Source organism: Mycobacterium helveticum, assembly GCF_007714205.1.
Lineage (GTDB): Bacteria > Actinomycetota > Actinomycetes > Mycobacteriales > Mycobacteriaceae > Mycobacterium > Mycobacterium helveticum.
This window is the reverse complement of sequence record NZ_VMQU01000141.1, coordinates 1-13,071: the sequence shown is the minus strand read 5'-3', so window position 1 is coordinate 13,071 and position 13,071 is coordinate 1. Positions and strand designations below refer to the sequence as shown.

Below are 13,071 nucleotides of genomic sequence, written 5' to 3'. Positions count from 1 at the left end.
CGAAACACGCAGCACCACAACAACACCCAAAACCGCAAACCTAAACCCCCAACTATGCGGAAAACGGGCCTAGCCGACCAAGGCGGTGTTGGCGTCTTCGGTGGCCGCATAGGAACCGGTGCTGATGGCCAGCATGGTTGCCAACTGCTCCCGGGCCACCGCGGCGTGGGCATTGATCTCCTGGTAAAGCGTTGCGTGCGAGGCGAACTGCGCGGCAGTCAGGAAGGACACCACGTCGGCGGCGGCCGGAACAACACCGGTCGTCGGCGCGGCGGCCGCCGCTGCCCCGACCTGCAACGCCGCGTTGAGGGAATGCAGCTTCCCGGCAGTCGCCGCCAGTATCTCCGTACGCGCGATCACATTTGACATGTCGTCTCCTTAAAGATGCTGATATTCAATGTATTTCAGCGGCCGATCGGCCACTGCCGCAAAACTTCGGACATGTTAAGCGCGCAATGTCGCGCCATTACAGTCCCCGCGGGTCATGTTCACCGCGGCGCCGGCAACTGTTCACTTAGCTGTACGCATGTGCTGCATTTTATGTGCACGACATGAAAGTGATTGGAAACAAATATGATTAGAGTTAGAAATGAAATTTCATGTGGTGGAAACGCTACACACTATGCTTTGCTGGCGACACCTGGGCGGTTCGAGGCGCTCAGGTGCACCGCCTGCCGCAACTGAGCATTCGGGGCTTCGTCCGCCGCTCGATCGTCGTCGCCGCCGACGTCGGCATCGAGTTCACCGCCCCCGACGTCGGGCGACTCCCGGCTCGTCAAGGATGCGCGGGCGCGGGCTTTCGGCGACGCCAAGAACCGCGCCGGCCGGTGCGCGCAGCTGTCCGGCCTGCGGCTGGGCAAGGTGCTTTTCCTCTCCGAGGCCACGGGCAGAACCCCACCCCGGGGGTCGCCCGGCGCCCGAAGACCATGCCCGCCGCCGCGCCGCTCGAGCCCGGGCAGCAGACGGTGCGCTTCTCGGTGACCGCGGTGCGGGAGCTGGACTGAGGCCGGGCTACTGCTGGTAGACCCGCGGGTCCAGCATGCCGATGTACGACAGGTCGCGGTAGCGCTCGTCGTAATCCAGGCCATAACCCACGACGAAGTCGTTGGGGATGTCGAAGCCCACGTAAGCGATCTCGACGTTGGCGCCCCGCGCGTCGGGTTTGCGGAGCAGCGTGCACACCCGCAGCGACCGCGGTTGCCGGCTGCTCAGGTTGCGCAGCAGCCAGGACAGCGTGAGGCCGGAGTCGACGACATCCTCGACGATCAGCACGTCGCGGCCCTGGATGTCGCGGTCCAGGTCCTTCAGGATCCGCACCACACCCGACGACGACGTCGAGGACCCGTAGGAGCTGACCGCCATGAACTCGAACTGCGTCGGCACGGGGATGGCGCGCGCCAGGTCGGTGACGAACATCACAGCGCCCTTGAGCACGGTGATCAGCAGCAGGTCCTGGCCGGCCTCGGCGATGCACTCGCGGTAGTGAGTGCCGATTTCCTCGCCGAGCTCGTTCACCCGGGCCTGAATCTGCTCGGCGGTGAGCAGCACCGACGTGATATCCCCCGGGTAGAGCTCCGTTGGCTGGGCCGGGGTGATCGCCGAGGAGGTCTGCGCCACGAGCACAGCGTGCCATGTCGGAGCGCGAAAAACCAACGGGCTCAGATATTGCGGTTACCGGACCGGCTCGCGCCACATGGTCAGGACACCGTCGCGTCGCCCCGCGATCAGCCGCTGACCGCGCAGGGCCGACCCGATCGCCACCCCGCCCTGCCCACGCCAGGCCGTGACCAGGGTGTCGATGCCCCGAATCTGCTTGTCGCTCAGCCCGATCGCCCCGCCGTCCAGCAGCCAGCCACGGATCACCCGGCGCCGGACCGGCGCCGGCAACCCGGCCAGCGCCCGGGCGTTCAGGTCCGGGCCCGTCCGCACCCCGGGCATCGCCTGCGCGGCGAGCGCGTCGATCAGCGCGGTGTCCTCGCGCAGCGCCGTCGCGGTGCGGGCCAGCGCCTCGGCCACCCCCCCGCCCAGCACGTCCTCGAGGAGCGGCAGCACTTCCAGGCGCAGCCGGGTCCGGGTGAAACGACGGTCGGCGTTGTGCGGGTCCTGCCAGGCGGTCAGGCCCAGCGCGCGGCACGCGGCGTGGGTCAGGCTGCGGCGCACCCCCAGCAGCGGCCGGCACCACGGCGGGTCGTGCGCGCGCATCCCGGCCAGCGAGCGCCCCCCGGAGCCGCGCCCCAACCCCAGCAGCACCGTCTCGGCCTGGTCGTCGAGCGTGTGACCCAGCAGCACCGGGCCGTCGCGGTGGGTGCCCAGCGCCGCGTAGCGCGCGGCGCGCGCGGCCGCCTCGAGACCGCCCTGGGGGCCGAACGGCGCATCGACCTGTACGCAAAGCACCTGTGCGTCAACACATCCCAATGCGACCGCCTGCTTGCGGGCGGTTTCGGCGACGGCCGCAGAGCCGGGCTGCAGCCCGTGGTCCACGATCAGCGCGGCGGTGGGCCGCAGCTGGGCCGCGACCGCGGTGAGCGCCAGCGAGTCCGGGCCGCCGGACAGCGCCACACACCACCGCCCGCCGCCGGGATCGCTGGGCAGGTGGGTGGCCGCGAACGCCTCGACGGCCGCGCGCAGCTGCCCTACAGGACCCTGTCGATCCATCGCCGGGGTTCGTCGATCTCGGCCGGCAGCGGCAGCGTGTCGGGCCCCGACCACACGGTGTTGAACCGCTGCATGCCGACCCGCCCCACCACGTGGTCCACGAACGCCTTGCCGCGGGTGTACTGGCTGAGTTTGGCGTCGAGCCCCAGCAGGGCGCGCAGCACCCGCTGCAGCGGCGGCTGCCTGCGGTGGCGACGCTCGTCGAAGCGGCGGCGGATGGTCGCCACCGACGGGACCACCACCGGCCCGACGGCGTCCATCACATGGTCGGCATGGCCCTCCAGCAGCGTCCCCAGCACCAGCAACTGATCCAGGGCGTCGCGCTGGGGCTCGGACTGCACGGCCCGCACCAGGCCCAGAATCCCCGACGACCCGGCATCGGCCCCCGCGCCGCGGCTGCGGACGTAGTCGGCCAGCCGGGCGGTGACCTGCCCGATGTCGTCGCCGGCGCCCTGGGTCAGCTGCCCCAGCGCCTCGGACATGTAGTCGGCCAGCCAGGGGTTGGCCGTGAACTGCACACGATGGGTCACCTCGTGCAGGCAAACCCACAGCCGGAAGTCGGACGGGTCGATGCGCAGCTGCCGCTCGACGGCGATGACGTTCGGGTACACCAGCAGCAGGCATCCCTCTTTCGCGGCCGCGAACGGGTCGTACTGCCCGAGGATCCCGGAGGAGACGAACGCCAGCACCGCGCCCGTCTGCGCGCCGGTGACGCGGCCGGTGAGTAAGCCCCGCGGCTTTTCCGTCCCGTTGGTCATCACCCGCATCGACTCGGCCGCGGCCCGCACCCACTCCCGGCGGTCGACGAGGCGGGCCGCCGCCACCGACCCGTTGGTGGCCAGACCCGTGACGTCGCGCACCGGCGGTTCGGCCTTGGCGGCCGCGCCCGTCAGCTCGTCGATCACCTGGCGGCGGGTGTAGTCACTGAACGGCGGGCCCGGCCGGGCCAGCCGCTGCCCGACGGTGGCCGCAAAGCCCCAGTCGACGGCGGTGCCGAGCGTCAGGTCGGGCGCCGCGGTCACGTCGCGCATCCGCAGAACCACAGCCTGGCCGCCAGCGCATCCATCGCGTTGCGGCCGTTGGGGCCCGCATCGTTGGAGAGCAACGCGAAGGTGAGGACCCGTCCGCTGCGGTCGGTGACCACCCCGGCCAGCGCGTTGACGGCGGTCAGGGAGCCGGTCTTGGCTCGCAGCCAGCCGGCGGGGCCCTGGTTGCTCGCCGAGTCGACAAAGCGGTCGCCCAGCGTCCCGCTGCCGGCGGCGACCGGCAGCAGATCCAGCAGCGCCCGCAGCCCGGGCTGGTCCGGCCCCGCGGCCGCCTGCACCGTGCCGTCGAGCGTCTTGGCCGTCAGGCGGTCGTCGACCGAGAGCCCACTGGAATCCAGCAGCGTGGCCCCGGCGGTGTCGACGTGTGCGGTGCTCAGGCGGTTGGTCACCGCGTCGACCGCGCCGGCGAAGCTGCGCGGCCGGTTGATGGCGGCGGCCACCTCACGGGCGATGCACTCGGCCAGGACGTTGTCGGAGTGTTCCATCATCTGCGACAGCCGCTCGATCAGCGGCGCCGACTGCACGACGGCCAGCTGCCGCGCCCCCGGGGGCGCCGTGGCGATCGTCACGGCGGCGGGGTCCAGGCCCAGGGCCGTGGCCAGTTCCCGCCCGGCGTCGAGAGCCGGGGTGCGCGACCGTCTCGAGTTCACCGTGGTGGGCTGGATGCGCCCGGCGTCGATCATCACCGACTCGATCGGCGCGATGTCGCCGTTGTCGACGTCGGCCGGATCCCAGCCCTGCGCGAGCGTCGGGCCGGTGTAGGCCGAGGTGTCCACCTGCACCGTGGTCGGCGTCACGCCGCTGCGACGGATCTGCTCGACGAGGTCGCTGATGCGTGCCGAACCCTTGTACCAGGTCTCCGCGCCCGGCGGCGCCGCCGACAGCACCGGGTCCCCGGCACCGACCAGCACGACCGGCCCCTGCGCGTTCTGGCTGCCGGCCACCACCGGCGTGCTGATCCGGGCCTGCCGGTCCAGCGTCAGCAGCGCCGCGGCCGCGGTCAGGATCTTGTTGGTCGAGGCGGGCACCAGCGGCAGGTCGTCGGCCACCTGCCAGAGCTCCATGCCCGTCATGGCATCGGTGACGCGGCCGCCCAGCCTGCCCAGGTTCGGGTCGGCCGCCAGGGCCGCCAAGGCCGCCGCCATCCCCGCGGCACTGGGTGTCTCCGCGCTGTCGCTGACCGGGACCAGCCCCGGCTTCACCGTGGGCGGGCGCGGCGGCGGCGCGGTGGCCCGCACGCCGCCGCCGCGGTGCCCGCTGGTGGTCAGGAATATTGCTGTCCCGACCACCGCGGCCACAAACACCAGCACGGCCAACCCGACCAGTACCCGGGTTGATTTTTGCCAGCGAGTAGGACCCATCACTCTCCTGACTGTCTGACCCCATTGTGCCGAACAAGGCGCAAGACGCATCGAATAGGGTGGATCCGCGACACGCCCGATTCAGACAAAGGAGCCAGCACGGTGGAATTCAACGTGACGATCGAGATCCCGAAAGGCCAGCGCAACAAGTACGAAGTCGACCACGCGACGGGGCGGTTGAAGCTCGACCGCTACCTGTACACCGCCATGGGGTACCCGACCGACTACGGCTTCATCGACGACACGCTCGGCGAAGACGGCGACCCACTGGACGCGATGGTGCTGCTGCCGCAGTCGGTGTTCCCCGGTGTGATGGTCGAGGCGCGTCCGGTGGGGATGTTCCGGATGACCGACGAGAAGGGCGGCGACGACAAGGTGCTGTGCGTGCCGGCCGGCGACCACCGCTGGGAGCACATCCAGGACATCGGCGACGTGCCGGAATACGAACTCGAAGCCATCAAACACTTCTTCGTGCACTACAAAGACCTGGAGCCGGGCAAGTTCGTCAAGGCGGCCGACTTCGTCGGCCGCGCCGAGGCCGAGGCCGAGATCCAGCGGTCGATCGAGCGGTTCAAGGCCGAGGGGCACTGACACCGCGGGGAAGTCAGGCGGCGGACCTGGAGTCGCGGCGGTTGCGCAGCACGCTCCAGGTCCACGCCGCCCCCACGAAGATGGCCCCGACCGACGCGGTGAACATCTCGGGGAGGTGGAACCGCGGCTCCACCGAGATCAGCATGATCACGGCCAGCACGCCGATCGCCCAGTGCGCGCCGTGCTCGAGGTAGACGTAGCGGTCCAGTGCCTCCTGGCGGACCAGGTAGATGGTGATGGAGCGGACGAACATCGAGCCCACCACCCCCAGACCCAGCGCGATGACGATCGGATCCGAGGTGATCGCGAAGGCGCCGGTCACCCCGTCGAACGAGAAGGCGGCGTCGAGCACCTCGAGGTAGAGGAACAGGGTCAGCCCGGCCCTGCCGACCGCCGAGCCGGGGGGCGCGTGGGCCCCCACCTCCTCGACGTCGGCGGGACGGAACGCCCGGCTCAGGCCGTTGACCACCAGGTAGGCGACCAGGCCCAGCAATCCCGCCGTCAGCACCGTCGCACGCTCCTCGCCGGAGTGCGTCAACCCGTTGCCGACGAGCGCCAGCGCAACCAGTGCGACACTCACCGCCACCTGGCCCAGCCGGCCGATGCGGGCGAATGGCACCTCGATCCACTTGAGCCACTTGATATCTCGGTCGTAGAAGACGAAATCCAGGAACAGCATCAACAAGAACGTCCCGCCGAACGCCGCGATCTGGGGGTGCGCGGCGATGACCAGCTTCTCGTAGCTGGGTGAGCCGTCCGGGAACACCAGCGCGCCGTGCGGCGGCGGATGCAACGCCAGCTCCATCGCGCGCACCGGGTCGATGCCGGCGCTCGCCCAGACGATGACCAGCGGGAACAGCAGCCGCATCCCGAGCACCGCGACGAGGATCCCGACCGTCAGGAACATCCGCTGCCACAGCGGGCTCATCCGCTTGAGGACCGCGGCGTTGATGATCGCGTTGTCGAAGGACAGCGACACCTCGAGCACCGCCAGTACCAGCAGCAGGAACAGGCCCCTGGTGCCGCCGTGGGCGTATCCGAGCGCGAGGGCCGCCGCGGTGAGCAACAGCGAGGCCCCGAAAATGCGGAACGCGGCCATGAATCCTTCCCGACAGCCGCCCACATTAGCGAAACCCGGTCGCACTATCTTCAGGCTGTGTCGTTGCATCGGGTCGGCCGGCCGGGGGTGCCGCCCCGGTGACCGAGGTCGGGGCAACCAGCGGTCCGGTCGCACGCGGCAGCATGGCCCGGGTCGGCACCGCGACCGCGCTGACCGCGCTGTGCGGCTACGCGGTGATCTATCTGGCCGCCCGGGACCTGGCCCCGGGCGGGTTCTCGGTGTTCGGGGTGTTCTGGGGCGCGTTCGGCCTGGTCACCGGCGCGGCCAACGGGCTGTTGCAGGAGACCACGCGGGAGGTCCGGGCGACGCGCCACCTCGCCGGTGCGGATGCGCGACCGGGCGCGCGCACCCACCCGCTGCGGGTTGCCGCGCTGGTCGGGGTGGCCGCGGCGGTCGTCATCGCCGGGAGCTCGCCATTGTGGAGCGCACGGGTGTTCGTGGCCGACCGCTGGTTGTCGGTCGTGCTGCTCAGCGTCGGGCTGGCCGGGTTCTGCCTGCACGCCGCGCTGCTGGGCATGCTGGCCGGCACCGACCGGTGGACGCAGTACGGGGCGCTGATGGTCACCGACGCGGCGATCCGGGTGGCGATCGCCGCGGCCACGTTCACGCTGGGCTGGGGACTCGCCGGGTTCCTGTGGGCGACCGTGGCCGGCGCGGTGGCGTGGCTGATCATGCTGGTGGCCTCGCCGACGGCGCGGCTCGCGGCCCGCCTGCTGACACCCGGCGGCACGGCGACCTTCCTGCGCGGCGCCGCCCATTCGATCACCGCGGCCGGTGCGAGCGCGATCCTGGTGATGGGGTTCCCGGTGCTGCTGAAGCTGACCAGTGACGAACTCGGGGCGCCGGGCGGCGTGATCATCCTGGCGGTGACGCTGACCCGCGCGCCGCTGCTGGTGCCGCTGACCGCGATGCAGGGCAACCTGATCGCGCATTTCGTCGACGAACGCGACGACCGGTTGCGGGCGCTGCTCGCACCGGCGGGGGTGATCGGCGGCATCGGGGCCGTCGGAGTGCTGGCCGCCGGGGTGATGGGGCCGTGGCTGCTGCGGCTCGGGTTCGGGGCGCAGTACCAGGCCAGCGGCGCGCTGCTGGCCTGGCTGACCGCCGCCGCGGTGGCCATCGCGATGCTGACGCTGACGGGTGCCGCCGCGGTCGCCGCCGCGCTGCATCGGGCGTATTCGCTCGGCTGGGTGGTCGCGACGGTGGCGTCGGGACTGCTGCTGACGGTGCCGCTGCCGCTGCCGGCCCGCACCGTGGTCGGCCTGTTGTGCGGTCCGCTGGTCGGGATCGGTGTGCACCTGGTGGCGCTCTCGCGCGCGGGGCGCGTCACCGGCTGACCGGTGCCCTGGGTGTATTTTGTGGGGATCGAACAGCACCATCCCGACGTCTGGATCGTCATCCCCGCCTTCAACGAGGCCGCCGTCATCGGCGAGGTGATCGCCGACGTCCGTACGGTCTTCGACCACGTCGTCTGCGTCGACGACGGCAGCACCGACGGCACCGGCGAGATCGCGCTGCGGGCCGGCGCCCACCTGGTGCGCCACCCGGTCAACCTGGGCCAGGGCGCCGCAATCCAGACCGGCGTCGAGTACGCCCGAAAACAGCCCGGGGCGCGGCTTTTCGCGACGTTCGACGCGGACGGCCAGCACCGTGTCAAAGACCTGGCCGCGATGGTGGACCGGCTCGGCGCGGGCGACGTCGACGTCGTGATCGGAACCCGCTTCGGCGGCCGGGAGGGCAGCCGGCCACCGCTGCTGAAACGCGTTGTGCTGCAGACCGCCGCGCGGCTGAGCCGGCGCGGCCGCCGCCTCGGCCTGACCGACACCAACAACGGGCTGCGGGTGTTCAACAAGAAGGTCGCCGACGGGCTCGACATCACGATGAACGGCATGAGCCACGCCAACGAGTTCGTCATGCTGATCGACGAAAACCACTGGCGGGTGGCCGAACAACCGGTCGAGGTGCTCTACACCGACTACTCGAAGTCCAAAGGGCAGCCCTTGCTCAACGGCGTCAACATCATCTTCGACGGGTTCCTTCGGGGCAGGCTCCCGAGATGAAAAGGACTCCCGAGATGAAAAGGACTTGACAGATGAACTGGATCCAGGTGCTGCTGATCGGGTCGATCGTCGCGCTGCTCTTCTATCTGCTGCGGTCGCGCAGGAGCGCGCGGTCGCGGGCCTGGGTCAAGGTCGGATACATCGCCTTCGTGCTGGCCGGTGTCTATGCCGTGCTGCGGCCGGACGACACCTCGGTGGTCGCGCAATGGTTCGGGGTGCGCCGCGGCACCGACCTGATGCTCTACGCGCTGATCATGGCGTTCAGCTTCACCACGCTGAGCACCTACCTGCGGTTCAAGGACCTCGAGTTGCGTTACGCGCGGCTGGCCCGGGCGGTCGCGCTCGAGGGCGCGCAGGCACCCGGGCAACGCTAGCCCGTGCGCACCCGGCGGAAGTAGTCGACGGTGCGGCGCACGCCCTCGTCCAGGTCCACCTGCGGGCGCCAGCCCAGCACGCTGTCGGCCAGGCCGATGTCCAGGCAGGACCGTTTCAGATCGCCGAGCCGCGGCGGATGGAACTCCGGGTCGTCGGGCGCGCCGACGGCCGCCGCCACCGCCGAATGCAGTTGCCGGTCCGAGGTTTCGGTGCCCGTGCCGATGTTGAAACGCTGCCCGCCGCCCGCCTCGCCGGAGGCCTTGACGAAGGCCTCCACCACGTCGTCGACGAACACGTAGTCGCGGGTGTTGCCGCCGTCGCCGAACACCTTGGTGGGCTTGCCCGCCAACAGCGCCCGGGCGAAGATCGCCACCACGCCGGCCTCGCCGTGCGGGTCCTGGCGGGGACCGTAGACGTTCGCCGGGGCGATGTGCGAGCAGTCCAGGCCGTACAGGTGGCGGAAGGTGTTCAGGTAGATCTCCCCCGCCACCTTGCCCGCGGCATACGGCGACACCGGGTCGGTGGGGACCGTCTCGGGGGTCGGGTAGCGCGCCGGGACGCCGTAGATGGACCCGCCCGAGGAGGTGTGCACGATCTTGCGGACACCGGCGCGGCGCGCCGCCTCGGCCAGGCGGACCGTGCCGAGCACGTTGACCGACGCGTCGAACTGCGGGTCGGCGACCGAGCGCCGCACGTCGATCTGCGCCGCCAGGTGGAACACCACCTCGGGGCGGTGCCGGTCCAGGACGTCGTCCAGCTCCGCGGTCACGATGTCGGCCTCGACGAAGTCATAGGCCGGGTTGCCGGCCAGGTGCTCGAGGTTGGCCACCCGCCCGCTCGCGAAGTTGTCCAGCCCCACCACCGTGTGACCGTCGCCCAGCAGACGGTCGACTAGCGTCGACCCGATGAATCCGGCTGCCCCGGTGACCAGTGCGCGCACCGGGCCACCATACATAGCCGTGGCCGCCGCCGCGCTGATCGCGGTGCAGCTGGGCATCCGCGCCGTGCTGGCGTTCGGCGGCTACTTCTACTGGGACGACCTGATTCTCGTCGGCAAGGCCGGCACCGAGGGGCTGTGGTCGCCGTCGTACCTGTTCGACGACCACGACGGTCACCTGATGCCGGCCGCGTTCCTGCTCGCCGGCGCCATCGTCCGGGCCGCACCCCTGGACTGGACGGGCCCGGCGATCAGCCTCGTGCTGCTGGCGCTGCTGGTCTCGCTGGCCCTGCTGCGCGCCCTGTACGTCATCCTGGGCTGGCGCCCGGTGCTGCTGATCCCGTTGACGTTCGCGCTGTTCACCCCGCTGGCGGTGCCCGGGTTCGCCTGGTGGGCGGCGGCGCTGAACTCGCTGCCGATGCTGGCCGCGCTGTCCTGGGTGTGCGCCGACGCGATCCTGCTGGTGCGCACCGGCAACCGGCGTTACGCGGTGACCGGTGCGCTGGCCTACCTCGCGGGCCTGGTGTTCTTCGAGAAGGCCGCGGTGATTCCGTTCGTCGCCTTTGCCGTGGCCGCATTGCTGGCTCACGTGGGGGGCGACCGGTCGGCTCTGCGGACGGTGTGGCGGGCCGGTGTGCGGTTGTGGGTGGCCTGCCTGGCGCTGACCCTCGCCTGGGTGGCGGTCTATCTGGCCGTCGTCAACCAGCGGCGGTGGAGTTTCGACCCGTCGATGACCGGGGCGCTGCTGTGGCGATCGGTCACCCACGGCATCGTGCCGGGGCTGGCCGGCGGGCCGTGGCGCTGGGACCGGTGGGCCCCGGCCTCCCCGTGGGCCGCGCCCGGCCCGGCGGTGATGGCGCTCGGCTGGCTGGTGCTGGCCGGGCTGCTGGCGCTGTCCCTGGTCCGCAAGCAGCGCATCGGACCGGTCTGGCTCACCGCGGCCGGCTACGCCGTCGCCTGCCAGGTGCCGATCTACCTGATGCGCTCGTCGAAGCTGACCGCACTCGAGCTCGCCCAGACGCTGCGGTATCTGCCCGATCTCGTCGTCGTGCTGACGCTGCTGGCCGCCGTCGCGCTGTGCGCCCCCAACCGGCCGGGCCCGGCGCGCCGGCTGGACGCCTCTCCCGGGCGCACCGTGGCGGTGGGTGTGCTGGCGGCGGCGTTCGTGGCCAGCAGCCTGTACTCGACGGCGACGTTTCTGGCGAGTTGGCGCGACAACCCCGCGCAGCCCTACCTGCGCAACGCCCTGGCCGGCCTGGCGACCGCGCACGCGGCCTCGAAGGCGCCGCTGCTCGACCAGGAGGTCGACCCGCTGGTGCTACAGCGGGTCGTCGGACCAGAGAACCTGGCCAGCCACCTGTTCGCCCTGGTCCGGAACCGACCGGAATTCGCCTCGGCGACAACACAATTGCGCATGCTGGACAGCTCGGGCCGGCTGGTCGACGCGCACGTGACGTGGGTGCGCACCATCGTGCCGGGACCGCTGCCGCGGTGCGGGTACTTCGCGCAGCCGGACAAACCGGCGCGGCTGGTGCTCGACGGGCCCCTGCTGCCCGCCGACTGGACCGTCGAACTGAACTACCTGGCCAACAGCGACGGGTCGATGACGTTGTCGCTGAACCAGGGACCCGACGTCCGGGTTCCGGTGCATCCGGGACTCAACCGGGTTTTCGTGCGCCTGCCGGGTGCCGGGGAGGCGATCACGGTGCGCGCCAACACCGCCGCGCTGTCGTTGTGCCTCGCGTCGGGGCCCGTGGGTTTCCTGACGCCGGCCTGAGGCATCAGGTGAACCGTGCAGCCGCCCGGGGCGCGCGGGATCGCCTCTCTGCCCGGGGCCGGGGGACACGCGTACGCAACGACCGACGCGGCGGGTGCTGACCCCTGCTGACCCCGTCGTCGGGGATCGCGACCACGATCCGATCCGACCTGGGCACGGTGCAGCACGACGTTCTTGGCGCGGTCCACTACCCGACCGCGGTGTTGCCGGGGCGTCCCCTGATCGGCAACACCGCGGCTGACCCTACCCACCGAGAACGTCCACCGTGTCGGCGCTGCCGACAGTGACGTACACGTCTCCGTTGGTGGCGTTGAACGCCACCCCGTCCGGGACGCCGCCCACGGAGGCGGTGCCGATGACGGTGCCCGAGGAACTGATCTCTGACACCGTGTTGCTACCCGCGTTGGCCGCGTAGACGGTGCCGGTGGTGGGGTTGACCGCGAGCGCGTCCGGGTTGGTGCCGGCGGTGATGGTGTTGATGACGGTGCCGGTGGAGTTGAGTTCCGTCACCGTGTTGCCGTCGGCGGTGCCGACATAGATGTCTCCGCTGGAGTTGACCGCCAGCCCGTCCGGATGACCGCCCACAGTGTAGGTATCGAGGACAGTGTTTCCAAAGGGGCTGAGCTTCGATACTGCGCCGCTGCCTCCGTCGGCGACATACACGTCGCTGTCGAGGTTGCTGGAGTTGGTCGCCATCGAGTCCGGTCCCTTGCCCACGGGGACGCTGGGGGCGGCTGTGCTTGAGCTGGGGGAGGGGGCGCTATACGATACCGAGCTGCTGACGTTGTTGGCGGCATCAACTTCGCCTCGGAAGCCCGCCACTACCGCGACCGGATTGTCCCCCACGGTGATTGTGGCGGTGACGCTGCCTGAGGAGCTGATCACCGATACCGTGTCGCTGCCTGCGTTGGCCACGTACACGGCGTTAGTTCCGGGGCTGACCGTTACCGCGTCCGGGTTGCTGCCCACGGTGACGGGATTACCGGTGATGCTGTTTGAGAGGCTGATCTCCGTCACCGTGCCGCTACTGACATCGTTGGTGACGTACACGTCGCCGCTGGAATTGACCGCCACCCCGTACGGATTGTTGTCCACGTGGATGGTGTCGATGACGGAGAATCCTGACCCCTTCCCCGCGAGGCCCGGATG

Annotated in this window: 12 protein-coding genes and 2 pseudogenes; 6 read left to right on the top strand and 8 right to left on the bottom strand. The window is 70.5% G+C overall.

Annotation, left to right across the window (positions count from 1 at the left end; translation table 11 throughout):
- Positions 1 to 69 precede the first annotated feature (69 nt).
- Positions 70 to 369 carry a PE family protein gene (locus tag FPZ47_RS23300; RefSeq protein ID WP_144955809.1) on the bottom strand — a complete coding sequence of 100 codons (300 nt, stop codon included), beginning with the start codon at positions 367 to 369 and terminating at the stop codon, positions 70 to 72.
- A gap of 393 nt (positions 370 to 762) precedes the next feature.
- Here FPZ47_RS23300 and FPZ47_RS23295 point away from each other — a divergent pair.
- Positions 763 to 1,004 (top strand): annotated as a pseudogene (locus FPZ47_RS23295) (SIMPL domain-containing protein); the annotation flags it as partial.
- Positions 1,005 to 1,011: 7 nt separating this feature from the next.
- On the opposite strand, the gene hpt reads toward FPZ47_RS23295, so the two are convergent.
- The 4 genes from hpt to dacB are packed head-to-tail and all read right to left on the bottom strand — an operon-like array spanning position 1,012 to position 5,062.
- The gene (gene hpt, locus FPZ47_RS23290; RefSeq protein ID WP_168209548.1) at positions 1,012 to 1,623 is read right to left on the bottom strand and encodes a hypoxanthine phosphoribosyltransferase; all 612 of its coding nucleotides are present in this window, start codon (positions 1,621 to 1,623) and stop codon (positions 1,012 to 1,014) included.
- A gap of 48 nt (positions 1,624 to 1,671) precedes the next feature.
- A complete protein-coding gene (gene tilS, locus FPZ47_RS23285; RefSeq protein WP_144955803.1) occupies positions 1,672 to 2,655 on the bottom strand; it encodes a tRNA lysidine(34) synthetase TilS in 984 nt (327 codons plus the stop codon).
- Positions 2,634 to 3,677: a zinc-dependent metalloprotease gene (locus tag FPZ47_RS23280; RefSeq protein WP_144955818.1), complete on the bottom strand. Its 1,044-nt coding sequence runs from the start codon at positions 3,675 to 3,677 to the stop codon at positions 2,634 to 2,636. Before FPZ47_RS23280 ends, tilS begins: the two co-directional genes overlap by 22 nt.
- Complete coding sequence (gene dacB / locus FPZ47_RS23275) at positions 3,674 to 5,062, bottom strand: D-alanyl-D-alanine carboxypeptidase/D-alanyl-D-alanine endopeptidase (protein ID WP_144955820.1); 1,389 nt, start codon at positions 5,060 to 5,062, stop codon at positions 3,674 to 3,676. The genes FPZ47_RS23280 and dacB overlap by 4 nt, the downstream gene beginning before the upstream one ends.
- A 102-nt stretch (positions 5,063 to 5,164) precedes the next feature.
- On the opposite strand from dacB, the gene FPZ47_RS23270 reads away from it, so the two are divergent.
- Positions 5,165 to 5,653 carry an inorganic diphosphatase gene (locus FPZ47_RS23270; protein WP_144955800.1) on the top strand — a complete coding sequence of 163 codons (489 nt, stop codon included), beginning with the start codon at positions 5,165 to 5,167 and terminating at the stop codon, positions 5,651 to 5,653.
- Between the two features lie 13 nt (positions 5,654 to 5,666).
- Here the strand turns inward: FPZ47_RS23270 and FPZ47_RS23265 are convergent, their stop codons facing one another.
- A complete protein-coding gene (locus tag FPZ47_RS23265) occupies positions 5,667 to 6,752 on the bottom strand; it encodes a DUF475 domain-containing protein (RefSeq protein ID WP_144955797.1) in 1,086 nt (361 codons plus the stop codon).
- Between the two features lie 98 nt (positions 6,753 to 6,850).
- Here FPZ47_RS23265 and FPZ47_RS23260 point away from each other — a divergent pair, with 98 nt between their 5' ends.
- Genes FPZ47_RS23260 through FPZ47_RS23250 form a run of 3 tightly spaced genes read left to right on the top strand, consistent with a single transcriptional unit; the run spans position 6,851 to position 9,207 of the window.
- The gene (locus FPZ47_RS23260) at positions 6,851 to 8,110 is read left to right on the top strand and encodes a hypothetical protein (RefSeq protein WP_144955793.1); all 1,260 of its coding nucleotides are present in this window, start codon (positions 6,851 to 6,853) and stop codon (positions 8,108 to 8,110) included.
- Between the two features lie 21 nt (positions 8,111 to 8,131).
- Positions 8,132 to 8,833, top strand: coding sequence for a glycosyltransferase family 2 protein (locus tag FPZ47_RS23255; protein ID WP_144955790.1), 702 nt, complete (start codon positions 8,132 to 8,134; stop codon positions 8,831 to 8,833).
- Positions 8,834 to 8,865: 32 nt separating this feature from the next.
- Positions 8,866 to 9,207, top strand: coding sequence for a DUF2304 domain-containing protein (locus tag FPZ47_RS23250; protein ID WP_144955788.1), 342 nt, complete (start codon positions 8,866 to 8,868; stop codon positions 9,205 to 9,207).
- On the opposite strand, the gene FPZ47_RS23245 is transcribed toward FPZ47_RS23250, so the two are convergent.
- Positions 9,204 to 10,148: an NAD-dependent epimerase/dehydratase family protein gene (locus tag FPZ47_RS23245; protein ID WP_168209547.1), complete on the bottom strand. Its 945-nt coding sequence runs from the start codon at positions 10,146 to 10,148 to the stop codon at positions 9,204 to 9,206. The genes FPZ47_RS23250 and FPZ47_RS23245 overlap by 4 nt on opposite strands.
- On the opposite strand from FPZ47_RS23245, the gene FPZ47_RS23240 reads away from it, so the two are divergent.
- Entirely contained in the window at positions 10,114 to 11,922 is a 1,809-nt protein-coding gene (locus FPZ47_RS23240) for a hypothetical protein (RefSeq protein WP_168209546.1), read from the top strand. The two genes, FPZ47_RS23245 and FPZ47_RS23240, sit on opposite strands and share 35 nt — an antisense overlap.
- 243 nt (positions 11,923 to 12,165) lie before the next feature.
- Here FPZ47_RS23240 and FPZ47_RS23235 read toward each other — a convergent pair.
- A pseudogene (locus tag FPZ47_RS23235) lies at positions 12,166 to 13,071 on the bottom strand (PE domain-containing protein); the annotation flags it as partial.

Excerpts from the sequence above, each read along its gene's own strand:
- FPZ47_RS23240 (WP_168209546.1), top strand. The coding sequence starts at position 10,114 with ATGAATCCGGCTGCCCCGGTGACCAGTGCGCGCACCGGGCCACCATAC.
- FPZ47_RS23250 (WP_144955788.1), top strand. The coding sequence starts at position 8,866 with ATGAACTGGATCCAGGTGCTGCTGATCGGGTCGATCGTCGCGCTGCTC.
- dacB (WP_144955820.1), bottom strand. The coding sequence starts at position 5,062 with ATGGGTCCTACTCGCTGGCAAAAATCAACCCGGGTACTGGTCGGGTTG.
- tilS (WP_144955803.1), bottom strand. The coding sequence starts at position 2,655 with ATGGATCGACAGGGTCCTGTAGGGCAGCTGCGCGCGGCCGTCGAGGCG.
- FPZ47_RS23300 (WP_144955809.1), bottom strand. The coding sequence starts at position 369 with ATGTCAAATGTGATCGCGCGTACGGAGATACTGGCGGCGACTGCCGGG.
- FPZ47_RS23265 (WP_144955797.1), bottom strand. The coding sequence starts at position 6,752 with ATGGCCGCGTTCCGCATTTTCGGGGCCTCGCTGTTGCTCACCGCGGCG.